The organism is Streptomyces abyssomicinicus (genome assembly GCF_008974245.1).
In the GTDB taxonomy this organism is placed as follows: domain Bacteria; phylum Actinomycetota; class Actinomycetes; order Streptomycetales; family Streptomycetaceae; genus Streptomyces; species Streptomyces abyssomicinicus.
On the sequence record NZ_BBZI01000008.1, the window covers coordinates 229,899 to 251,975 of the forward strand.

Here is a 22,077-nt window from a genome sequence, read left to right on the forward strand (position 1 = left end):
TCCTCGCCGCCGATGCGAACCGTACTGATCACCGGGCCCGGCGGCTCCGGACGGACCACCGTCGCCGCGGCCACCGCCCTGCGCGCCGCCCGCGAGGGTTCCCGCACCCTGCTGCTGACCTGCGACGGCACCTCGCCCGCCGGTCTCCCGCCCGGCTCCGTGCCCGGCCTCGCTGTGCGCCTGTCCGACCCCGCCGAGGGGTTCCGGGACGCGCTGGGGGCCCTCCAGGAGCGGGCCGGCTCCGCCCTGGACCTGCTGGGCGCCCGTCCGCTGGAGCGCGACGAACTCACCCCGCTGCCCGGCGCCCGGGAGCTCGGGCTGCTGCGCGACCTGCGCCGGGCCGCGCGTTCCGGCGACCACGACGTGCTGGTCGTCGATCTTCCGGCGGCCCCCGACGCCCTCGCCCTCCTGGCCCTGCCGGGCGTGCTGCGCCGCTACCTGCGCCGGCTGCTCCCGCCGGAGCGGCAGGCGGCCCGCGCCCTGCGGCCGCTGCTGGGCCGGCTGGCCGGGGTGCCGATGCCGGCCGACTGGCTCTACGACTCCACCGCCCGCCGGGACGCCGAACTCGCCGAGGCACAGTCCCTGCTGGACCGCGCCTCGGTGCGGCTCACCGCCGAGCCCGGCCCCGCGGGAGCGGAGGCGGTGCGCGCGGCCGTGCTCGGCCTCGCGCTGCACGGCCACCGTCCTGAGGCGCTGCTGGCCAACCGGGTGGTGCCGGACTCCTCCCCCGACGCCTGGCTGGCCGCGCTCGCCGCCCACCAGCGCGGGACGCTCGACGAGTGGGCCGCGGCCCTGCCCGTCCACACCGTGCCGCACCTGGGCCGGGACCCGCGCGGCGCGGACGACCTCGCCGCCCTCGGCGTCCCGGGCGTGGACGCCTTCCCCGGCGCGGCGGGCCCGGCCGGCCCCGCCGCCGTCGAGCGGCCGGTGGAGGACCGGAGCGCCGAGGACGGCACGCTGGTCTGGCGCATACCGCTGCCCGGCGCGGTCCGTGAGGAGCTGGACCTGGTCCGACGCGGTGACGAGCTGCTGCTCACCGTGGGGCGCTTCCACCGGGCCCTCGCGCTGCCGTCCGTCCTGCGCAGGTGCGCGGTGACCGGGGCGGCCCTGCGGGAGGGCACGCTGGTCGTCCGTTTCGTCCCGGACCCGTCGCTGTGGCCGGGCCCTTCCGCGGAGCGCTGAACGCGCCCGGCCCGTTCGGGTAACGTCGACAGTGTCCGAGCCGGACGCGAGCGAGGGCACGCGGAAGAGACGGAAGAAGGGGTCCGGGATGAGCGAGAAGCCCGAAGCACACGTCGGCGGCTCCGACGCCTGGGCGGAGGCCTGCGCCGAGGACCTGCGGGCACAGCGGGAGGCCCACCGCGAGCGCCGGGCGACCGGCGACGGGACCGCGTCGGCCGCCGAGGAACTGCGCCGGCTGGCCTCCGCGGTCGCCGACCGGCTGGGCTCGTTCCAGGGGCAGGCCCAGCTGCTGGGGGCGGCCGAGCAGGTCGTCCGGCAGGCCAGGGCCGCGGTCGAGCCGGTGATCGAGCGGAACCCGGACGTCTTCCGCCACCTGGCCGCGGCCGGTTCCGAACTGCTCGCCGCCTACCGCTCCGCCGTGCAGGGCCAGGAGAGCCGCTGGACCTCCGGTGACGAACACCGGACCGGCGGTGCCGGGGAGGACGGTGCCGAGGGCGCCGCCGCCGGCCGGGCGGAGGGCCGCTCCGCGGACCGCCCGGGGGACGACGACCGGGGTGACGGACCGGTGGGAGGCCAGCGGATCGACGTGGAGTGATCGCCCTCCGGTACGGTAAGCCCCAGCGGGCACGACCATTTACCGAGGGACACATGGGACTCACCATCGGCGTCGACATCGGCGGCACCAAGATCGCGGCGGGAGTCGTCGACGAGGATGGCAACATCCTCTCGACCTTCAAGGTGCCGACCCCCGACACGGCCGAGGCCATCGTCGACGCCATCGCGTCCGCGGTGGACGGGGCCAGGGCCGGGCATCAGATCGTCGGCGTGGGCATCGGCGCCGCCGGCTACGTCGACCGGCAGCGGGCCACGGTCTACTTCGCGCCCAACATCGACTGGCGTCAGGAGCCGCTCAAGGCGAAGGTGGAGGCCCGCGTGGACCTCCCCGTCGTCGTCGAGAACGACGCCAACGCGGCGGCCTGGGGCGAGTACCGGTTCGGTGCGGGCCGGGACAACCGCAACGTCATCTGCATCACCCTGGGCACCGGCCTGGGCGGCGGCATCATCATCGGCGACAAGCTGCGCCGCGGTCACTTCGGTGTGGCAGCCGAGTTCGGCCACATGCGGATGGTGCCGGACGGCCTGCTGTGCGGCTGCGGCAAGCAGGGCTGCTGGGAGCAGTACGCCTCCGGGCGCGCCCTGGTCCGCTACGCCAAGCAGCGCGCCTCCGCCACCCCGGCCAACGCCGAGCTGCTGCTCTCCCTGGGCGACGGCACGCCCGAGGGCATCGAGGGCAAGCACATCTCCACGGCCGCCCGGCAGGGCGACCGGGTCTCCGTGGACTCCTACCGGGAGCTGGCCCGCTGGGTCGGCGCGGGGCTGGCCGACCTGGCCTCGCTCTTCGACCCGGAGGCGTTCATCATCGGCGGCGGCCTCTCCGACGAGGGCGAACTGCTGCTGGAGCCGGTCCGCAAGTCCTACCGGCGCTGGCTGGTGGGCGGCGGCTGGCGTCCGGTCGCCGAGGTGAACGCGGCGACGCTGGGCGGCAAGGCGGGTCTGGTGGGCGCGGCCGACCTGGCCCGGCAGCCCGCGGCCCCGATGTAGGAGGGCGCCCGGTGACGGCCGACGCGCCCGCCCCTCCTCCGCCGCTCCCGGCGTCCGGGACCGGGGCGGACGGGTCGGCCGTGGTCCGGGCGCTGTCCTACAACGTGCGGTCGATGCGCGACGACACGGCGGCGCTGGCCCGGGTGATCCGGGCCTGCGCGCCGGACGTGGTGCTGGTCCAGGAGGCGCCGCGGTTCGTCGGCTGGCGCAAGCGGCTGGCACGGCTGGCGCGGGAGTCGGGCCTGGTGGTCCTCTCCGGCGGCGCGCCCGCCGCGGGGCCGGCGCTGCTGTGTTCGGTGCGGGCGGTGGTGGAGCGCACGGAGGACGTGCTGCTGCCGCTCACCCCCGGGCTGCACCGGCGGGGGTTCTCCACCGCCGTGGTGCGGTTCGGGCGGGCGGCGCGGCTGGGGCTGCTGAGCTGCCACCTCTCCCTGCAGTCCGCGGAGCGGTACGGGCAGGCGGACATGCTGCTGGAACGGGTGCGGGGCCTGGGGGCCGCGCACGTGCTGGCGGGCGGCGACCTCAACGAGAGGCCCGGCGGGCGGGCGTTCCGCCGGGTGGCCGGGGAGCTGCGGGACTGCCGGACGGCCGCGCCGTGGGGCGGGGAGTTCACCTCGCCCGCCCACGACCCGGTCCAGCGCATCGACGCCCTCTTCACCACCCCGGGGATCGAGGTCCTCGCCTGCGGCGTCCCCACGGACCTCCCCGGCGTCACCCCGGCCGACCTCCGCGCCGCCACCGACCACCTGCCGGTCCTGGCGGCGCTGCGCGTGCCGTCGCCCTGACCGTCAGCGTGCGGCCTCGGCGTCCGCGAGCACCGACCGCAGCAGCGCACGGCACTCGTCGACGAAGGCGGGGAAGGTGTCCCAGTAGTAGGAGATGCCGCTGACGCCGGTGGAGATCGCCCAGGCCCGGGCCCTGCTCCAGGTCGCGTCGTCGAGGTCCAGCGCGTCCCGGTAGGCCTGCCGGGCCTCCTGCGGGAGGTTCCAGGCGGTGGAGTGCTCGGCATCCGGGCGGCCGACCGTGAGGGAACCGAAGTCGATCACGGCGTGCAGGGCGCCCTCCCGGACCAGCAGGTTGGTCGGCTTGAGGTCACCGTGGAGCCAGCCGTGAGGGCTGGAGGACGCGGGCAGGGCGAGCGCGGCACGCCACAGCTGTTCCAGCGCGTCGACGTCGAGCTCGCAACCCACGTGGGTCCGGCAGTCGCCGAGACACCGGGTGATCCACGGGTCGCAGGGTTCCAGGTCGCCCCCGCGGTACCCGCTGAGGCCGTCCGTGCGGGTGGCGCCCATGAGCGGGACGGCGTGCAGCTCCCCCACCACCGCCGCCAGGTCCGCGCCGAAGGCGGCCCAGTCCTGGACGGTGCCGGGACCGGCCTCCGCGCCGTCGATCCAGCGCAGGACCGACCAGGCCAGGGGGAAGGCGCCGGTGGGCGTCCCGACGTGGACGGGGGCGGGGACCGGGCGGGAGAGGTGCGGCGCGAGGCGCGGGAGCCACTCCTGTTCCTTCCGCACCGCCTCGGCCTTCTCCGTCGTGCGCGGAAGGCGCACGAGCAGGTCGTCCCCCAGCCGGTACATGGTGTTGTCCGTGCCCGCGCCGGCGGGCGCGAGCGGCAGGTCGGCCCACTCCGGGCGCTGTTCCTTCAGCAGCGCGCGGACCAGCGCCTCGTCGACAGCGATCTCGTTCTCATGCAGGGTCACGGCGACAGCCTGCCGCCGTTCCGATCAACGGGCCACCAGCTTGGCGGAGTTGGGCCGCAACCGCGCCCCTGGCCCCCACCGGTCAGGAGGAGGCGGAGGGCCGCCCGGAAGCTTCCGCGTCCGCGGGCTCGGGACGCTCCGACGACGCGGACCCGCTCACCGTGATCTCCCACAGGCGGTCCGCCGCCATCAGCGTCGCGGCGACCAGCAGACCGTTGCGCAGGAACAGCAGCGTGAGCCCCAGCGGCGTGCTCCCCACGACGTCCCCGAAGTACAGCGGGAACTCCAGCAGCGTCACCCCGCAGGCGGCCACCACGACCCACCCCGTCGGCCCCGCCCCGCTCCCGCGGAACGACACGCAGACCGCGGCGACGCCCACCAGCCACACCATGTACTGCGGGCTGATCACGCGGCTGGTCACGGTGAACATCAGCACCGCCACCAGAGCGGCCAGCGCCGGCACCGCCGGCCCCCACACGACGCGTGCCCCTGCGGCCCCCGGCGCCCCGGGGCGGGCCCGCCAACGCCAGAACAGCAGCCACCCGAACGCCGCCGCGGTCAGCAGCATCGCCGCCCGGCTCACCGTCTCCACGTGCGGGCCGAGGAACTCCATCGAGCCGTAGTTGAGCAGTACCTGCCCCTCCCACCCGTACTGCCGGGCGACGTGCAGGACCAGCGCGCCCAGCGACTCCACCTCGGTGCCCCGGTCGCGCTGGAAGGTGAGGAAGGCGAACGCCCCCGGCATCGCCAGCGCGAACCCGGCGGCCACCGCCGCGGCGGTCACCGCCGCCCAGACCCAGGTGGCCCTGCGGACCGCCCCGGCCAGCAGCAGCACCGGCCACACCTTGAGCATCGCGCCGAACCCGACGAGCGCGCCCGCGAGCCGGGGCCGCCGCCGCAGGGCGAGCAGCGCGCCCACCGCGACCGCCGTGACCATCAGGTCGTAGCGGGAGTAGACCGTCGGGCCGAGCAGCGGCACGCCCGCCGTCCACAGCCAGGCCCCGTGCGGGGACCGTCCGCTCCCCCGCCCGGCGCGCAGCAGCAGCGCGAACACCAGCAGGTCGACGAGGAAGGCGAGCACGAAGAACGCCTCCGCGTACCCCAGCCAGGGCAGCACGGCGGGCGAGAGGATCGCCAGCGCCGCGGCCGGCGGGTACTGCCAGGTGACGTCGGCCTGGGGGAACGTTCCCTCACCGAGCACGCCGTACCAGTTCTGGTAGATCACATGGACGTCGGAGGTGACGTCCGGCCCGGGCATCACCCACACCTTGAAGACCAGGAGCAACAGCACCGCCCGCGAGGCGAGCCACAGCGCCCACAGGACCCACAGGACCCACGGCGCGCCCCGGGCCCACCGCCCGGCCGCCGGGCCGGGAGCGGAGGGCGGGACGGTGGAGGCGGACGGGGGGTGCGCGCGGCCCGTGGTCTGCATGCGGACATGATTGCCCATGAGGCGGTTGGATAGGGTCGGCGGCGATGCACAAGACGCTGATCGTGACCAATGACTTCCCGCCGCGTCCCGGCGGCATCCAGGCGTTCCTGCACAACATCGCGCTGCGCCTCGACCCGGAGCGGTTCGTGGTGTACGCGTCGACCTGGAAGCGCGGCCGGGAGGGCGTGCGGGCCACCGAGGACTTCGACGCCGAGCAGCCGTTCACCGTGGTGCGGGACCGCACCACGATGCTGCTGCCCACGCCGGGCGCCACCCGCAAGGCCGTCGGCCTGCTGCGGGAGCACGGCTGCACCTCGGTGTGGTTCGGCGCCGCCGCCCCGCTGGGGCTGATGGCGCCGGCCCTGCGGAAGGCGGGCGCGACCCGGCTGGTGGCCACCACCCACGGCCACGAGGCGGGCTGGGCGCAGCTTCCCGCCGCGCGGCAGCTGCTGCGGCGGATCGGTGAGTCGACCGACGTCATCACCTACCTGGGCGAGTACACCCGTTCCCGGATCGCGGACGCGCTGACGCCCGGGGCGGCGGCGCGGATGGCGCAGCTCCCGCCGGGGGTGGACGAGAAGACGTTCCACCCGGGCTCGGGCGGCGACCGGGTGCGTGCCCGGCTGGGGCTCACCGACCGGCCGGTGGTGGTCTGCGTGTCGCGGCTGGTGCCCCGCAAGGGGCAGGACACCCTGATCCGGGCGATGCCGCGGATCCTGGCCGCCGAGCCGGACGCGGTGCTGCTGGTCGTCGGCGGCGGCCCGTACGAGAAGGACCTGCGGCGGCTGGCCCGGGAGACCGGGGTGGAGCGGTCGGTGGTGTTCACCGGCCCGGTGCCGTGGTCGGAACTCCCGGCGCACTACGGGGCGGGCGACGTCTTCGCGATGCCCTGCCGCACCCGGCGGGGCGGGCTGGACGTGGAGGGGCTGGGCATCGTCTACCTGGAGGCGTCCGCGACGGGCCTGCCGGTGGTGGCGGGCGACTCCGGCGGCGCCCCGGACGCGGTCCTCGACGGGGAGACCGGCTGGGTGGTCCGCGGCGGCTCGCCCGCGGACGCCGCGGAGCGGATCGTGACCCTGCTGGGGGACGCGGAGCTGCGCCGCCGGATGGGTGAGCGGGGCCGCGCCTGGGTCGAGGAGCGGTGGCGGTGGGACCTGCTCGCCGACCGGCTGCGCGAGCTGCTCTGACGGCGGTTCAGCGGGCGCCGAGTTCCTCGCGGAGCTCCGCCTGCCAGAGGGCGGTGAAGGCGGCCCGGTCCACGCCGAGGACGTCCCGCAGGGCGGCCTCCTCGCCGTCTTCGCCGACGGCGTCGTAGAGCGTCCGGACGGCCCGCTCGCCCCACCGGTCCGCCACCAGCCGGCAGGCCAGCCAGGCGCCCTCGTAGGCCCGGCCGACCGTCCCGGCGTCCCCGCCGAAGGCGAACTCCCCGTCGGTGGGCAGTCCTCGGGGGACGTCGCCGTCGCGCGCCGCGCGGGCGAGGGCCGGGGCGGCCTCGGCGGGCGGCTGCTCCTCGCCCCGGTAGGCCGTCCAGTCGGCGCATCCCTCCGAGAGCCACATCGGGGTGCGGGTGGTGGTGCGGGCGCGCAGGGCCACGTGGGTCGCCTCGTGCGTGACGACGATCTGCCGCGCCTGCTCGCCGAGGGTGCCGAACGCCTCCGGGTTCACGACGACGCGGGGGGCGTCGCCGGGGGTGGTGACGGCGGCGGTCGCCCGGTAGGCGGAGGCGGGGGCGTCCAGGAGGCGGGCCATGGCCTCGGTGGACTCCGGCACAACGACCACGGGGCGGACGGCGGTGTCCCACGCCTCGTCGACGGCGCGGGCGGCGGCTTCGCCGAGCGGCGTGTACGCGCGCGGGTCGGTGTCCGCGCCGGAGGCCACCACCAGGGTCCTGGGGGTGCTCGCGGTGCGCGGGGCGGGGTCCTGGTCCCAGAGCTGTTCCGCCTCGCCCGGGGCGGGTCGGTCGGCGGTGACGCGCCAGGTGCCGTCGTCGTCGCGGCCGAGCGTGAGGACGCGGCGGGCGGTGGCGGTGCCCACGTCCTGCTCCAGCCGGTGGCGCAGTTCGGCCTCCACGGTGGCCGTGTCCTCGCCCTGGACGGTCACCTCGGCCACCTCGTACCGCCAGGCGGTGAGCGGGAGGGCGTGCAGGGCTTCCCACTGCGCGGCGTCGCCGGTCGCCGCGAACGCGGTCCGGTCGCCGCGCAGCAGCGCCTCGCTGCGGCGCGTCAGCAGTTCCCCCGCGTCGGGCGCCGCCGGCGCGCACCCCGCCGCCACCCCCAGCGCGGCAACCACGCCCACCACCCGGCTCCTCAGCACCCCCCGATCCTAGGCACCCGGGCCGTCCGGCCGCCCTCGCGGTCCACCGGCCCCCTGACGGGCCGGTGGGCCGCGGCTGTGGGTTCCGCTTCGATCCGTCGGCCGGGACCGTGATGTCCAGGGGTTCTGGATGGGGTGTCCGGCCGGTGCGTCGGTGGGTTCGTCCGGTCGATCCGTCGTCTTCCCCGAACACGTCGTGCACTGGTCCGCTCGGGCGGAGTGCGGATCGTGGGGTGGTTCGCTCTTTCGGCGCCGCTCGGTGGGTATGGGTGTTCCCGACGGACGGGTCATCGGGGCAGGGAGAGATCATGGCGGTGCTCACGGGCAAGGCGGCTGTCGTCACTGGTGGCTCGCGGGGGATCGGCCGGGCTGTCGTGCTGCGGCTCGCGCGGGACGGGGCGACCGTGGTCTTCAACTACGCGCAGAACCGGGATGCTGCGGACGAGGTCGTGCGGCAGGCGGAGAAGGCGGGCGGGAAGGTCGTTGCGGTCCAGCTGGATCTGGCGGAGCCTCGCGCGGCCGAGGAGTTGCTGACCACTGCCGAACGTGAGCTCGGCGGTCTGGACATTCTGGTCAACAACGCGGCCACACATACCGACGTCGTGCCCATCGCGCAGACGGAGGAGGCTGTGTTCGACCAGGTGATGGCCGTGAACGCGAAGTCGGTCTTCCTCACGGTGCGTTATGCGGCGCGGCGTATGCGCGACGGCGGGCGGATCGTGAACATCTCCAGCCTCAACACCGTTTTCCCCGCCCCTGGCAACGCTCCGTACGCAGCCAGCAAGGGCGCCCTCGAACAGCTGACCTTGGTGGCCTCACGCGAGCTGGGCGCACGGGGCATCACGGTCAACACCGTCTCGCCCGGCGCCACGGACACCGATCTTCTGAACGCGGCCAACGAGCCGGAGAAGTTGGCGATGGCCGTCGCAATGACCTCGCTCGGACGCCTCGGCCGGCCCGAGGACGTGGCGGACGTCGTCGCCTTCCTCGCGGGGCCGGACGGGCGGTGGCTGACGGGCCAGAACATTCGTGCCAACGGAGGTGTCCTCTGACCGACAGGGGCACTGTGAGGCATTCACGGAACCTGCAGCGGCTGTCCGCCGCCCGGGTCAGGGCCGCGTGACCGAGGCGAGGGGGAGCATCCCCACCGGGTCGTAGCGGACCGCGGCGCCCGGCCGGGGGGCGTGGATGACCTGGCCGTCGCCGGCGTAGATGGCGACGTGGCTGGCGTCGGAGCGGTACGTCACCAGGTCCCCCGGCCGCGCCTGGGAGAGCGGGACCTGCCGCCCGGCCGCCCGCTGCGCCTGCGACGTACGCGGCAGCGAGACCCCGGCCCGGCCCCAGGCCCACTGCGTGAGCCCGCTGCAGTCGAAGGCCTGTGGCCCGTTGGCGCCCCAGACGTACGGCCGCCCCAGCGCGGAGCGGGCCGCGGCCAGCGCGGCGGCCGCCCGCCCGGTGGCCGCCACGTCGTCGCCGAGCGGCGGCAGGTCGCGTCCGGAGCGGGTGGCCCGCTCCCACGCGGCGCGCTCGCCCTCCGGCAGCGCGTTCAGCAGCTTCCGCGCCCGGGCCAGCTTCCGCTCCACCGTCCGCCGGTGGGCCGCCACGTCCTCGCGGGTGCGCTCGAGCTCGGCGAGGTCCGCCACCGCCTCCTCGCGGTTCTGGCCGAGTTCGCGCAGTGCCCCGCGCAGGCGGCTCAGTTCGCCGGCCTGGCGGGAGCCGATCCGGTCCAGGACCGACGCCTTGTCGAGGTAGTCCTCGGGGTCGGAGGAGAGCAGCAGGGCCAGCGCGGGATCCATGCCGCCGGAGCGGTACTCCGCCCCGGCCAGTGAACCGAGCTGCTCGCGCAGGGCGTTGACCCGCTCCTGTTGCCGGGCCATCCGGTCCTGGGACGCGTCGATCTCCTCGCGGAGTGCGTCGGCGCGCTCGTCGGCCTGGTTGAAGGCCTCGACCGCCTGCTCGGCCTCGGTGTAGAGCCGGTCCAGTTCGGACCGGGTGCTCCCGGCCCCGTCCGGCTCACCGGGCGCGGCGACCGCGCCCGGGGCGACCCCGAAGGCCGCGGCGGCGACCGAGAGGACCGCGGCGGTGAAGCCGGCGGCGCCGGGCGCGGAGGACGCACGGGCGGCCGGTACGCGGCGGCGCGGCGCGAGGCGGCGAGGTGCGAGGCGGCGATGACAACCCACGGGAAACCGCACTCCCTTCGAGGCTGACGAACCTGACGGACCTGCGGGACCGTCACGCACGGCGACGGAACCGATCCCCACGGTGGCGGGGGAAACGCGCCAGACAGTAGCCCCGTCCTGGGGCCTCCTCCAAAGACCGCCGGGTCCGAACATGCCCGCGCCCCGCCTCTGACGCAGGTCATAGGCGGGGCGCGCGGTCAGTACGGGTCGCCCGGTTTCATCCGACCGGGTGAACGCCGCCGGGTTTCGGCGGCGGGTCCGGACCGGCGGGGACCGTGGGGCGGGCGGGTCAGACCCGGACGCCGAACTGGAACGGCATGTTGTTGATCGACTCGTAGCGCACGAGGGTGCCGGTGCGCGGCGCGTGCAGCACCTGGCCGTTGCCGGCGTAGAGGCCGACGTGGTGCAGGTCGCTGTAGAAGATGACCAGGTCGCCGACCTTGAGCTCGCTCATCCCGATGCGCGTGCCGTAGTTGGCCTGCTGCTGGGAGGTGCGCGGGAGACCGACGCCCGCCTGGCCGTAGGCCCAAGAGGTGAGGCCGGAGCAGTCGAAGGAGCCGGGGCCGGTGGCGCCGTAGGAGTACGGCGTGCCGATCTTGCTCTGGGCGGCGGCGAAGGCGTCCGCGGCGCGGCCGGAGGCGGCGGCGCCGCCCCCGCCGGCGAGGGAGGCCGACTGCAGGGCGGACTTGGCCTCGTCCTGGGCCATCTCGGCCCGCTCGGCGGCGGTGAGGGAGTTGAGCAGCTTCTGGGCCTCGGCCAGCTTGCCCTTGACCTCCTTCTGCCGCTTGTTCAGCTCCTCGGTGGTCTCGGAGAGGTCCTCCATCTTGGTGGTGGCCTCTTGGCGCTGCTGGGCGAGCTCGCGCTGCTTGTCCTGGATCTCGGCCAGGTCCTCGACCTGCTGGTTGCTCAACTGGTCGAGGGTGGACGCCTTGTCGAGGTAGTCGTCCGGGTCGGCGGAGAGGAAGAGCTGCATCGAGGAGTCGATGGTGCCGCTGCGGTACTGGGCGGCGGCCGCCATGCCGATCGCGTCACGGAGCTCGTTGAGATCCTCCTGCCCCCGGGCCACGTTGTCCTGGAGGGCGTCGATCTCCTTCTCGAGCTTCTTCTGCTTCTCCTTGGCACCGTTGTACTTCTCGGTGGCCTGCTCCGCCTCTTCGTGGAGCTTGTCGACCTTCTCCTTGACCTCGCCCTTGCTGGGCTTGGCGGGCGCCGCCTGGGCGGAGTTGCCGCCGAGGACGACGGCGGCGGCCGCCGCGGTGGTCAGCACGGTGACGCGTGCGCGGCTCGGCTGCTTGGGTCGACGGTGGGACGCCACGTGGGCGGTCTCCTTCTTCCTTCAGCCGCCTGCCGGAGCACACCTGGCGGGCGGTGAGCCTTCGCCGTCACTCCCTCTGAGCGAACACCCGAGCGAAGGTTCGAGGGCTCTGACCCTAGTGACCTTCCTGTGATCAGTTCAAATCCTCAGGTGAAAAATCTCGCCCTCGCCTGCAAACTTTGCACGCAACTCACCTGCGGTGACGTCCGGATGACTTTGCGTCGCGACCGAAAACGGTCAACTCGCCCAGAGGGGCGGTCTTGCGGCAGAAGGGACGCCGGTGGTGCTCAGCCGCGGCTGAAGCGCTTCAGGAGCACCGCGGAGGCGACGGGACGCGCGCCCGCGCGGGCCACTCCGTCGGCGACCTCACGGTCGGTGGAGGCCACCACGACCGGCCGGCCGGACGGCTCGGCGCGCACGAGCTGGCGGATCAGCTCGTCGGCGGTGATCCCCGGCTTGGAGAAGAGCACCCGTACCCCGCGCGGCGGCGCCAGCAGCACCGGCGCGGCCAGCTCGGCGCCGTCGAAGACGCAGGTGACCTCGCAGCCGGTCTGCGCGGCCAGCGCGGAGAGCTGGCCCAGGAGTCTCAGCCGCTGCTGCTCCAGCGGCATCTGCGGATAGCCGGTCTTGGTGACGTTGTAGCCGTCGACCACCAGATGGGCCTGGGGCAGCGCCAGCAGCTGGTCGAGGATGGCCGGGTCGTCCTCGGAGAGCGCCCGGGCGGCGATGTCCTTGGGTGTCATCCGGCCCGGCTCCACCGCGTCGACGGTCTCGGCGGGCCACACCGACACCGGGGGCAGGGCGAGTTCGCGGCGCAGCCCCTGGGCGGCCTCCAGCACGGTGTCCAGCAGCAGCCGGGCCCGCATGTCCTCGATGCTGCGGCCCTCCCGGACCGCCTTGCGGCTGGCCTCCAGGGCCGCCTCGGTCTCGGACAGCCGGGCCTTGAGGCGCCGGCCCTCGCTCTCCGCCGCGGACACCTGGGCCTGGGTGTGCGCCTTGACCTCGTCGAGCTCGCCGCGGAGTTTGCGCTGCGCGGCCTCGCCCCGCTTGACGTCGCTGAGCGCCGAGCGCAGCTTGCGGTGCAGCGACTCGGCCTCCTTGCGGGCGGCCTCGAGTTCGGCGCGCAGCCGTTCGGTCTCGGTGCGGACGTGGTCGCGGGCGGCCGCCGCCTCGGCGCGCAGCCGCTCCAGTTCGGCCCGGGTCTCCTCGTCGGCGCGTTCGGCCTCGGCGCGCTGCGCCTCCTCGCCGGCGGCGGTCACCAGCTTCACCCAGCCGAGCGGGCGCAGCACGTACGCGGCTGCCGCGACGTCCAGCGGGTCCGCGGCCGGCGGCGGGGCGCCCGTCTCCAGCGCCGTCGCCAGCTCCGGGTGGGCCTCGCGGAACTTCTCCCCGACGCGCTGCCGGAACTGCGCCTCGGACTCCAGCGCGGCCGCCATCGCGTTGCCGGCGAACTTGGCGCGCCGACTGGGCGTGAAGCGGGCGTACTGGCGGAGCTGGCCGGGCAGTTCGGAGACGGTCAGTGAGCCGAACGCCTCCGCGGCGATCTGGACGACGCGGCGGCGCACACCGTCGGGCAGGGGACGGTCGAGCGCCTCAGCGGCGCCGTCGTCCGGCTTTCCGCCTCCGTCACCGGCCATCCGTCATCCCTCGTCCGTCGTCCGTCTTCCGAAACCCGCGGGGGGCTGGGCCGCCGCGTCAGGAGCCGGCGCCGGGCCGGTCCACCAGTTCCACCTTGTCCACCGCGTTGCACCAGCGGCAGCGGACCGACTCGATGGTCTCACTGACCACCTCGCGTTCCTCCACCGTGGGCTCGCCCGCCAGGTCGAGATGGACGTACTCGACGACCTTGGAGGAGCGGGTGACGTCGAAGCGGGTGAGGTTGCCGCAGAGCGTGCACCGCCAGCGGGTCGTCTCGGTGGGGAGGGGAACCGTCATCGCGGACTTCACCCTTTCTGTTGCTGATTCCTTCGGCTGGTGCCTGTGCGTGGTAACCCTACGGCCATTCGCCTGCCGGTCGCTCGCCTGTCCACGGCGGCGAGGCGGCACCCCGGACCTGTGTCCGGTGCGTCACACTTCGTGCATGATCCGCGACTGGAGCACGGCGTTCGCCGCGGCGGTCCGGAGCCGGCCGGCGCCCGTGACCCATGGCCTGACGGCGCTGTGCGTGGTGCTCTTCGTGATCGGTCCCGCCTCGGGCCTCAATCCCGTGCACGGCACGGGCGAGGAGCTCCTGGCGGCGCAGCGCGCCTGCTTCCGGCGCTGGGGCGTGGTGCCGGCGGAACTGCTGTCCGGCGCCCCCGACTCGCTGCTCACCCCGCTGACCGCGCTGTTCGTGCACGGCGGGTGGCTGCACCTGCTGGGCAACATGCTCTTCCTCCAGGTCTTCGGAGTGATGACCGAACAACGGCTGGGCAGCGGGCGGTTCGCGGTGTTCTACCTGGGCTGCGGAAGCCTGGCGCTGCTCGGGTACGCACTCGCCAACGCCTCCTCCGAGCAGTCCCTGGTGGGGGCGTCCGGCGCGGTGTCGGCGGTGCTCGGGGCGTTCCTCCACCTCTTCCCGCGGGCGCGGGTCACCAGTCTGCTGCCGTTCCTCCTCTTCCTTCCGGTGCGGCTGCCCGCCTGGGTGGTGCTGCCGTTCTGGGCGGCCCTCCAGTGGCTCGGCGCGGAGCGCGCCGGGGACGGGCCGGGCGTGGCCTACCTGGCCCACCTGGTGGGCTTCGGGCTCGGGTTCGCCACCGCGCGGATGGGGTTCCGGCGGGCGACTACAGTGAATCCACCAGCGACGGCCACCCAGGGAGAGAACCAGCCGTGATCACCGCGATCGTGCTCATCAAGACCAGCGTGGACCGGATCCCCGAGATCGCCCAGGAGATCGCCGCCCTGGACTCCGTCAGCGAGGTCTTCTCGGTGACCGGCACCTACGACCTGATCGCCATGGTGCGGGTGCGCGAGCACGACGACCTGGCGGAGGTCATCCCGGGCAGCATCAGCAAGATCCCCGGCGTGCTGGGCACCGACACGCACGTCGCGTTCCGCACCTACTCGCAGCACGACCTGGAGGCCGCGTTCGCGATCGGCCTCGACTCCTGACCCACGGCGCACCGGCGGCCGGCGCCGGGCGCGGCCGGTCGGCCGGTCGGTCGGTCGGTCGATGAAGGAATCCTCATCCCCGGTTCATCCGGGCGCACGGGTACGGCCGACATGCTCGCCCCATGCAGCTTTCGCACCGCATCGCCGCCCTGGCCGCGGTCGTCGCCGTGCCCCTGGGCATCGCGGCGACCAGCTACGCCCTGTCCGACCGGCCTGACGCACCGCGCGAGGCGCCCGCCAGGGTGGAACTGGTGGGGACCCCGTCCCCCGACCCGACGCCCTCCGACGTCCTCGTCCCCGGCCCCGAGGTGAGCGACCGCCCGCCGGGCGGTGACGCCTCCGACGACGACCATGACGACGACGGCCCGGACGACGCCGACGACACGAGTGGGGACGACACCTCCGATGACGACGCCGCCGCGGACGACGCCGGGGACGACGGCGACGACGGCGACGACGGCCCGGGCGACGCCGACGACTGACCGGCTGCCCCGCCGCCTCACCGCCCGCGTCCGGATCCTGCTGTGGCTGCTGCTGGTGATGTCCGTCGCGCTGGGCGCCGTCGCCGCCACCACCCGCTCGATCCTGCTGCGCGACGTCGACCACCGCGTGGACCGGCTGCTCGCGCAGGAGACCGGCGAGTTCGCCAACTTCCAGCGCCGCGGCAAGGACCCGGACACCGGCCGCCCCTTCGCCGAGCCGGCCCGGCTGCTCCGCGTCTTCCTGGAGCGCCAGTACGCGGACCCCGACGAGGAGCTCATCGGACTGGTCGGCGCCCTCGGCACCGATCCGGCGCAGATCGTCCAGAACCGGCAACTACGGGTGGACGAACCGCTGTTCAGGGACGCGGCGGCGCTGCGGCGAATCTTCGACGCGCCGCACGCCGCCGGCTCCGACGACGGGGTGCGCTGGGCGAAGGTCACCGTGGCCCGCGGGGACGGCGGGCCGGAGGCCGCGTTCGTGGTCGCCTTCCACCCGGAACGCGAACGGGAACGCGCCGACGACGTCTTCCGGGTCCTGCTGGTCATCTCCGCCGTGGCCCTGCTGATGACCACCGGCATCGGCTGGGTGGTCGCCGGCCGCATACTGCTGCCGGTCCGCCTGGTGCGCACCGCCGCCGCCGAACTCACCGAGCAGGACCTGACCCGCCGGATCCCCGTGCACGGGCGGGACGACGTGGCGGCGCTCGCCGAGACGTTCAACGCCATGCTGGACCGCCTGGAGCGGGCCTTCGCCGCGCAGCGCACCTTCGTCGACGACGCCGGGCACGAACTGCGCACCCCGATCACCATCGTGCGCGGCCACCTGGAGCTGATGGGGGACGACCCGGCCGAACGGGAGGAGACGGTCCGGCTGGTCACCGACGAGCTGGACCGGATGAGCCGGATCGTGGAGGACCTGCTGCTGCTCGCCAAGGCGGAACGGCCCGACTTCATCCGCCCCGAGGAGGTGCAGCTCGCCGAGCTGACCGCCGACGTCTTCGTGAAGACCCGCGCGCTGGGCGACCGCCGCTGGGAGCTGGCCGAGGTGGCGGACCGGCGGGCGCGGCTGGACGGACAGCGGATCACCCAGGCGATGGTGCAGCTCGCCCAGAACGCGGTGCAGCACACGGTGCCGGGGGCTTCGATACGCATCGGCTCGCGGACCGCCGGGGGGCGGGTCGAACTCTATGTGGCGGACTCCGGCCCGGGCGTGCGCCCGGAGGACGCCGAGGTCATCTTCGAGCGGTTCCGGCGCGGCACCGCCCGCAGGGGTTCCCTCGGCTCGGGCGCGGGGCTCGGCCTGTCCATCGTGAAGGCGATAGCCGAGGGCCATCACGGACACGTACGGCTGGAGGACACCGAGGGCGGCGGCGCCACCTTCGTCCTGGTCGTGGAGGAGGAACGAACGTAGTGGAACGCATCCTGATCGTGGAGGACGAGGAGCGGATCGCCTCCTTCGTCGAGAAGGGGCTGCGCGCCCAGGGGTATCTCACCACCGTCGCCGGCGACGGGGACGCCGGGTACGACCACGCCGCCTCCGGCGGCTTCGACCTCGTGATCCTCGACATCGGCCTGCCCGGCCAGGACGGCTTCACCGTGCTGCGCCGGCTGCGCGAGGACCGGGTGACGGTGCCGGTGATCGTGCTGACCGCCCGGGACTCGGTGCGCGACACGGTGGCCGGGCTCGAGGGCGGGGCGGACGACTGGATGACCAAGCCGTTCCGCTTCGAGGAGCTGCTGGCCCGGGTGCGGCTGCGGGTGCGCACCGCGGCCCGCGCGCCGGAGGTCACGGTGCTGCGCTCGGGCACGCTCTCCCTGGACCTGCGCACCCGCCGCGCCCGCGCCGAGGACCGGACGGTCGATCTCACGGCGCGGGAGTTCGTGCTGCTGGAGCTGTTCCTGCGGCACCCCGGGCAGGTGCTCTCGCGCGAGCAGATCCTGTCGCAGGTCTGGGGCTACGACTTCGACCCGGGCTCCAACATCGTCGACGTCTACGTCCGCGCGCTGCGCCGGAAGCTGGGCGCCGCCCGCCTGGAGACCGTGCGGGGGATGGGCTACCGCCTCCCCGCCTGACCGTCCGGGGCGGACGGCGGGCCGGGCGGCGGGCCGGGGCATCGGGCCGGGCGGGCGCGGCGAGCCGGCGGTCGCGGTCGCGGTCGCGGTCGCGTGAGGTTTCCTTCATCCGGCCCTCATGGCGACCTCACCCGCCCCCGGGATCGTCGGTGACGTGACGACGAACCTCCGGCGAACAGCCGTCCTCTGCCTGGTGCTCTCGCTCTGCGCCCTGATCGCCACGCCCGGCTTCGTCACCGGTTTGAGCGGCGAGGCCCGGGTGACCCTGGTGGTGTTCGTGCTGGCGGTGTACGCGTGGACGGCCACCCCGCTGGACGACACCCTGGTCGCCCTCGGCGCCGGGCTCGCCCTCACCGTGACCGGTGTGATCAGCAGCGACGCGCTCTTCGCCACCCTGGGCGATCCCACCGTCTGGCTGCTGATCTGCGCCTTCGTGCTGGCCGCCGCGGTGACCCGCACGGGGCTCGCGGGGCGGGCGGCGGTGTTCCTGGTGACCGGCGCCCGGGGGGTGCGGCAGCTGGTGCACCTGACCACGGCGGCGCTGGTCGTCACCGCCTTCGCCGTCCCGGCCACCTCCGGCCGCGCCGCCCTCGCCCTGCCGGTATTCCTCGCCCTGGCGAAGGTCCTGGCGGACCGCCGGCGTCTGGTGGTGATGCTGGCGCTGCTGTTCCCCACCGTCATCCTGCTCTCGGCGGTGGCCACGCTGATCGGGGCCGGCGCGCACCTGATCACCGTCTCGGTGCTGTGGGAGACCACCGGCCACCGCATCGGCTTCCCGCAGTGGCTGTTGCTGGGGCTGCCACTGGCGGTGGTCTCCTCCCACGCCGCGGCGGAGGCCGTGCTGTGGACCACCACCCGGCGCGAGGACCGGCGCGCTCCGGTGCGGATCACCGCCGAGCAGATCCAGCTCCACAGCGAGCGGCCCGTCACCGGGCCCTGGTCGGCGGCCGAGTCCCGCTGCGCGCTGCTGCTGGGCACGGTGGTCCTGCTGTGGTGCAGCGAGCCGCTGCACGGCGTCTCCCCGGCCCTGGTGGCCCTGATCGGCGCGGTCGTCGCCGTCACCCCCACGCTGGGCACGGTCCGGCTCAAGGACGCGCTGCGGACGGTGCCCTGGTCGATGCTGCTGTTCATGGCCGCCACCATGGCCACCGGCGTGGCCCTCGCCGACTCCGGCGCCGCCGCCTGGCTGGTGTCGGGGCTGCCGCTGGGCTCCGGTCCGTGGACGTTCCTCGCGGTGGTGGTGGCGGTCAGCACGGCGGCGCACCTGGTGCTGCAGTCCCGGTCCGCGCGTTCCTCGGTGCTGGTCCCGCTGGTGGTCGCCGCGGCGGGCGTCGCCGGGGTCAGTCCGGTCTCCGCGGCGCTCGCCTCCACCGCGGCGGCCGGGTTCTGCCACACGCTGCCCGCCTCGGCGAAGCCCGTGGCCCTCTACTCCGACCTGCCCGGTGTGCCCACCTACACGCCCCGGGACCTGCTGCGGCTCTCCGCCGTCCTGGCACCGCTGACCGCGGTGCTGGTCCTCGTCTTCGCCCTGTTCGTCTGGCCGCTGCTCGGCGTCCCGGTCCGCTGAACCGCCGCCCGGGTCCCTTTCCCAGGCCGCTCCTCCGTTCTCCTCCCTTTGTTCTCCGTTGCTCGCCGTTGTCCGCCGTTGATCTCCGTTCTCCTCCGTTGTCCGCCGTTCCCTTCTCCGACTGGAGTCCCGATGTCCGTTCCCGTTGCCCTCACCCGTTTCGCCGTCGCCCCGAGCGGCTTCAAGGAGTCCCTGTCCGCGCGGGACGCCGCCGAGGCGATCGCGGCGGGTGTCCTGCGGGTCGTGCCCGACGCCGAGGTCGACCTGATCCCGCTGGTCGACGGCGGTGAGGGCACCGCGGAGGCGCTGGCCTCGGCCGGCGGCGGGCGGCTGCTGCGGCGGCGCGCGACCGGTCCGCTCGGCCGGCCGCTCGACACCCACTTCGCGCTGCTGCCGGACGGCACGGCCGTGGTGGAGATGGCGGCCGTCGCCGGGCTGCGGCTGGTGCCGGCCGGCGCCCGGGACCCCGGGGCGACCACCACCGAGGGCGTGGGCGAGCTGATCCGCGCCGCCCTGGACGCCGGCGCGCGGCGGGTGCTGGTCGGCTGCGGGGACTCGGGCACCTCGGACGGCGGCGCGGGGGCGCTGCGGGCGCTGGGGGCCCGGCTCCTCGACCGGGACGGGCTGCCACTGCGTCCGGGCGGAGCCGAGCTGGTCCGGCTGGCCCGGGTGGACGCCTCGGGGCTCGACCCCCGGCTGGCCCGCACCGAGCTGGTCGTGGCCTGCAACCCGCACAACGTGCTCTGCGGCGAACGGGGCGTGGCCCGGGTGTTCGGGCCGCAGAAGGGCGCCACGGCGGGGCAGGTCGAGCTGCTGTCGTCGGGGCTGGAGAACTGGGCCGAGGTCCTCACCCGCGACCTGCCGGGCACCGGGATCGACCTGCGCGCGGCTCCCGGCACCGGTGCCTCCGGCGGCCTGGGCGCGGGACTGGCGGCCGTGGGCGCGCGGCTGCGGCCCCGCTTCGAGGTGCTGATGGACCCCCTCGGTCTCGACCTGCGGCTCGCCCGCGCCGATCTGGTGGTCACCGCGGAGGGCGCGCTGGACGGCCAGACGCCCTTCGGCAAGATCCCCGCCGAGGTGGCCCGGCGCGCCAAGCGGCACGGGCGGCCGGTGCTGGCGCTGGCCGGGACGCTCGGCGAGGGGGCGCACGAGGTGCGGGCGGCGGGGATCGACGCCTACAGCGGGATCCTGCCCGGTCCCGTGACGCTGGGCGAGGCCATGGGACGGGGCGCGGAGTACCTCACGGACGCGACCGAGCGGGCCCTGCGGATGGTCCTGCTGGGCGTCCGGGTCCACGCGGGCGCGGGCGCCCGGGCGGCCTGACCGGCGCCCCCCGCCCGTCAGGCGGTCTCGTGGATCAGGTCCGCCAGCGCGCTGAGGAGCCGGTCGACGTGCTCGACCGGCGTGCCGACGCCGAAGCTCGCGCGGACCGCGTTCAGCGGGGATCCGCCGGTCTCCCCGCACTCCGCGGCCTCGTCCCGCCTCCCGCCGAGCAGGTGACGCACCAGCGGGTGGGCACAGAACAGTCCGGCCCGCACGCCGATCCCGTGGGACGAGGCGAGCCGCTCGGCCAGTTCGGCGCTGTCCCGGCCGTCCACCACGAAGGACACCACGCCCACCCGGGGCGCCTCGTCGCCGAACAGCGACAGCACCCGCACGCCGGGCAGCGCCGCGAGGCCCTCCGTGAGCCGGTCGAGCAGCGCCTGCTCGCGCTCGGCGAGCAGCGCGGGGCTGGCCTCGGTGAGCGCCCGGCAGGCGGAGGCCAGGGCGTGCACGCCCACCACGTTGGGCGATCCGGCCTCGTGCCGGGCCGGGCCGGTGTGCCACTCGACGTCCAGGCCGCCGTCCTCCCGCCGGACGACCTGGCGGCTGGCCCCGCCGCCCGCCAGGTAGGGCTCGGCGGCGTCCAGCCAGTCGGCCCGGCCGGCCAGCACCCCCGCGCCGAAGGGCGCGTACAGCTTGTGCCCGGAGAGGGCCACCCAGTCGACGTCGAGGTCCCGCACCGACACCGGCCGGTGCGGCGCGAGCTGGGCGGCGTCCAGCACGATCCGCGCCCCGTGCGCGTGCGCCACCGCGGCGAGTTCACGCACCGGCCACAGCTCGCCGGTGACGTTGGACGCCCCGGTGACGCAGACCAGCGCGGGCCCGTCGTCCTCCCGCGCGGTGAGGGCCCGCTCCAGCGCGGCGACGGCCGCGGCGGGGCCGCCCGGCGCGTCCAGCAGGGTCACCTCGGCCCCGCGCCAGGGCAGCAGCGCCGCGTGGTGCTCGGTCTCGAAGACGTAGACCCGGCAGCCGGCCGGGAGGGCGGAGGCCAGCAGGTTGAGGGAGTCGGTGGTGGCGCGGGTGAAGACCACCTGGTCGTCCTCGCGGCAGTCGAGGAACCGGGCGACCGTCTCCCGGGCATCCTCGTACAGCTCCGTGGAGAGCCGGGACAGGTGCCCTGCGCCCCGGTGCACGCTGCCGTAGTACGGCGCGTACTCGGCGACCTCGTCCCAGACCTGGCGCAGCACCGGCGCGCTGGCCGCCTGGTCGAGCGCGGCGTACGGCACCCGGTGGCCGGAGGCCAGCGGCACGGTGACGTCCAGCCCCAGCACCGGCAGCGGCTCGGCGAGGGAGGAGACGGCAGCGGGCCCCGGGACCGGAGCGGTGACGGCGGCGGCGGTGCAGGCGGTCGCGGTGGCGGTGGAGCAGGCGGCGGCGGCGGCGGTGGCGAACGGCATGGCGGACTCCTGTGAGCACGTCGGCGTACCCCGGGGGCGGGGGCGCGGCCGACGGTGCGTCGGCCCTGCGCCGGCGCCGGCCACCAGGGACGGGACGGAGAAAGGGGGGAGGACGAAAGAGCGTAGGACTCGGCTCGACGGCCTGCCCGGCGGGGCGAACAGCGGAAAACAGCGACCCCGACCGGTCAGGCCCGGCGCATTCGTCGGCTCACGGAAGACTCCTCGGCAACCAGGACCCCTGGCATCACGGGAGGGGTCCGCGCTTGCCACAGACCTTGCTGTCTGCGGCCTGGTCCTCACCCGGGGCACCCCGCCACGGACGGAGGGTTGCCGGACAGCCGGCCGGGGCCTGATGGCTGTCACTCGTGACCTGCCCCGCATCCTGCCACAACCGCCGCACGCGCACGAGGCGTGGTCCGCC

21 protein-coding genes and 1 riboswitch are annotated in these 22,077 nt (G+C 75.0%); of the genes, 13 read left to right on the plus strand and 8 right to left on the minus strand.

What is annotated here, in order from left to right; translation table 11 throughout:
* The first annotated feature begins 12 nt into the window (after nucleotides 1–12).
* The 4 genes from GBN72_RS17980 to GBN72_RS17995 all read left to right on the plus strand — a co-directional run bounded on the left by GBN72_RS17980 (nucleotide 13) and on the right by GBN72_RS17995 (nucleotide 3,569).
* A complete protein-coding gene (locus GBN72_RS17980; RefSeq protein ID WP_151772869.1) occupies nucleotides 13–1,182 on the plus strand; it encodes an ArsA family ATPase in 1,170 nt (389 codons plus the stop codon).
* Nucleotides 1,183–1,270: 88 nt separating this feature from the next.
* Complete coding sequence (locus GBN72_RS17985) at nucleotides 1,271–1,777, plus strand: DUF5304 family protein (RefSeq protein ID WP_151772870.1); 507 nt, start codon at nucleotides 1,271–1,273, stop codon at nucleotides 1,775–1,777.
* Between the two features lie 53 nt (nucleotides 1,778–1,830).
* A complete protein-coding gene (locus tag GBN72_RS17990; RefSeq protein WP_151772871.1) occupies nucleotides 1,831–2,784 on the plus strand; it encodes an ROK family glucokinase in 954 nt (317 codons plus the stop codon).
* Between the two features lie 11 nt (nucleotides 2,785–2,795).
* A complete protein-coding gene (locus tag GBN72_RS17995; RefSeq protein WP_151772872.1) occupies nucleotides 2,796–3,569 on the plus strand; it encodes an endonuclease/exonuclease/phosphatase family protein in 774 nt (257 codons plus the stop codon).
* 3 nt (nucleotides 3,570–3,572) lie between these two features.
* Here the strand turns inward: GBN72_RS17995 and GBN72_RS18000 are convergent, their stop codons facing one another.
* Together GBN72_RS18000 and GBN72_RS18005 are read right to left on the minus strand one after the other, a co-directional pair.
* The gene (locus GBN72_RS18000) at nucleotides 3,573–4,484 is read right to left on the minus strand and encodes an aminoglycoside phosphotransferase family protein (protein WP_151772873.1); all 912 of its coding nucleotides are present in this window, start codon (nucleotides 4,482–4,484) and stop codon (nucleotides 3,573–3,575) included.
* An 82-nt stretch (nucleotides 4,485–4,566) separates the two neighbouring features.
* Entirely contained in the window at nucleotides 4,567–5,916 is a 1,350-nt protein-coding gene (locus tag GBN72_RS18005; protein ID WP_151772874.1) for a glycosyltransferase 87 family protein, read from the minus strand.
* Between the two features lie 44 nt (nucleotides 5,917–5,960).
* Here GBN72_RS18005 and GBN72_RS18010 point away from each other — a divergent pair, with 44 nt between their 5' ends.
* Entirely contained in the window at nucleotides 5,961–7,103 is a 1,143-nt protein-coding gene (locus tag GBN72_RS18010) for a glycosyltransferase family 4 protein (protein WP_151772875.1), read from the plus strand.
* A 7-nt stretch (nucleotides 7,104–7,110) separates the two neighbouring features.
* Here GBN72_RS18010 and GBN72_RS18015 read toward each other — a convergent pair whose 3' ends face one another.
* Entirely contained in the window at nucleotides 7,111–8,229 is a 1,119-nt protein-coding gene (locus GBN72_RS18015; protein WP_151772876.1) for a hypothetical protein, read from the minus strand.
* A gap of 308 nt (nucleotides 8,230–8,537) precedes the next feature.
* Here GBN72_RS18015 and GBN72_RS18020 point away from each other — a divergent pair, with 308 nt between their 5' ends.
* A complete protein-coding gene (locus GBN72_RS18020; protein WP_151772877.1) occupies nucleotides 8,538–9,281 on the plus strand; it encodes an SDR family oxidoreductase in 744 nt (247 codons plus the stop codon).
* Nucleotides 9,282–9,338: 57 nt separating this feature from the next.
* Here the strand turns inward: GBN72_RS18020 and GBN72_RS18025 are convergent, their stop codons facing one another.
* The 4 genes from GBN72_RS18025 to GBN72_RS18040 all read right to left on the minus strand — a co-directional run bounded on the left by GBN72_RS18025 (nucleotide 9,339) and on the right by GBN72_RS18040 (nucleotide 13,659).
* Nucleotides 9,339–10,409, minus strand: coding sequence for a C40 family peptidase (locus GBN72_RS18025; protein WP_246212620.1), 1,071 nt, complete (start codon nucleotides 10,407–10,409; stop codon nucleotides 9,339–9,341).
* 289 nt (nucleotides 10,410–10,698) lie between these two features.
* Nucleotides 10,699–11,724, minus strand: a complete 1,026-nt coding sequence (locus GBN72_RS18030) for a C40 family peptidase (protein WP_151772879.1) — start codon at nucleotides 11,722–11,724, stop codon at nucleotides 10,699–10,701.
* A 287-nt stretch (nucleotides 11,725–12,011) separates the two neighbouring features.
* Nucleotides 12,012–13,361: an NYN domain-containing protein gene (locus tag GBN72_RS18035; RefSeq protein ID WP_151772880.1), complete on the minus strand. Its 1,350-nt coding sequence runs from the start codon at nucleotides 13,359–13,361 to the stop codon at nucleotides 12,012–12,014.
* 58 nt (nucleotides 13,362–13,419) lie between these two features.
* The gene (locus GBN72_RS18040; RefSeq protein ID WP_151772881.1) at nucleotides 13,420–13,659 is read right to left on the minus strand and encodes a hypothetical protein; all 240 of its coding nucleotides are present in this window, start codon (nucleotides 13,657–13,659) and stop codon (nucleotides 13,420–13,422) included.
* 145 nt (nucleotides 13,660–13,804) lie between these two features.
* On the opposite strand from GBN72_RS18040, the gene GBN72_RS18045 reads away from it, so the two are divergent.
* The 7 genes from GBN72_RS18045 to GBN72_RS18075 all read left to right on the plus strand — a co-directional run bounded on the left by GBN72_RS18045 (nucleotide 13,805) and on the right by GBN72_RS18075 (nucleotide 20,259).
* Complete coding sequence (locus GBN72_RS18045) at nucleotides 13,805–14,536, plus strand: rhomboid family intramembrane serine protease (protein ID WP_151772882.1); 732 nt, start codon at nucleotides 13,805–13,807, stop codon at nucleotides 14,534–14,536.
* On the plus strand, nucleotides 14,533–14,814 hold the full coding sequence (locus tag GBN72_RS18050; RefSeq protein WP_151772883.1) for an Lrp/AsnC family transcriptional regulator: 282 nt from the start codon (nucleotides 14,533–14,535) through the stop codon (nucleotides 14,812–14,814). The genes GBN72_RS18045 and GBN72_RS18050 overlap by 4 nt, the downstream gene beginning before the upstream one ends.
* A gap of 122 nt (nucleotides 14,815–14,936) precedes the next feature.
* Nucleotides 14,937–15,296, plus strand: coding sequence for a small secreted hydrophilic protein (locus GBN72_RS18055; RefSeq protein WP_151772884.1), 360 nt, complete (start codon nucleotides 14,937–14,939; stop codon nucleotides 15,294–15,296).
* Nucleotides 15,220–16,707: a sensor histidine kinase gene (locus GBN72_RS18060; protein ID WP_174887157.1), complete on the plus strand. Its 1,488-nt coding sequence runs from the start codon at nucleotides 15,220–15,222 to the stop codon at nucleotides 16,705–16,707. Before GBN72_RS18055 ends, GBN72_RS18060 begins: the two co-directional genes overlap by 77 nt.
* Entirely contained in the window at nucleotides 16,707–17,369 is a 663-nt protein-coding gene (locus tag GBN72_RS18065; protein WP_151772885.1) for a response regulator transcription factor, read from the plus strand. Before GBN72_RS18060 ends, GBN72_RS18065 begins: the two co-directional genes overlap by 1 nt.
* A 118-nt stretch (nucleotides 17,370–17,487) precedes the next feature.
* Nucleotides 17,488–18,936, plus strand: coding sequence for an SLC13 family permease (locus tag GBN72_RS18070; protein WP_151772886.1), 1,449 nt, complete (start codon nucleotides 17,488–17,490; stop codon nucleotides 18,934–18,936).
* Between the two features lie 132 nt (nucleotides 18,937–19,068).
* On the plus strand, nucleotides 19,069–20,259 hold the full coding sequence (locus GBN72_RS18075; RefSeq protein WP_151772887.1) for a glycerate kinase family protein: 1,191 nt from the start codon (nucleotides 19,069–19,071) through the stop codon (nucleotides 20,257–20,259).
* Nucleotides 20,260–20,276: 17 nt separating this feature from the next.
* Here GBN72_RS18075 and GBN72_RS18080 read toward each other — a convergent pair whose 3' ends face one another.
* A complete protein-coding gene (locus tag GBN72_RS18080; protein ID WP_151772888.1) occupies nucleotides 20,277–21,656 on the minus strand; it encodes an aminotransferase class V-fold PLP-dependent enzyme in 1,380 nt (459 codons plus the stop codon).
* Nucleotides 21,657–21,910: 254 nt separating this feature from the next.
* Nucleotides 21,911–22,027, minus strand: a riboswitch (SAM riboswitch).
* Between the last annotated feature and the right edge of the window lie 50 nt (nucleotides 22,028–22,077).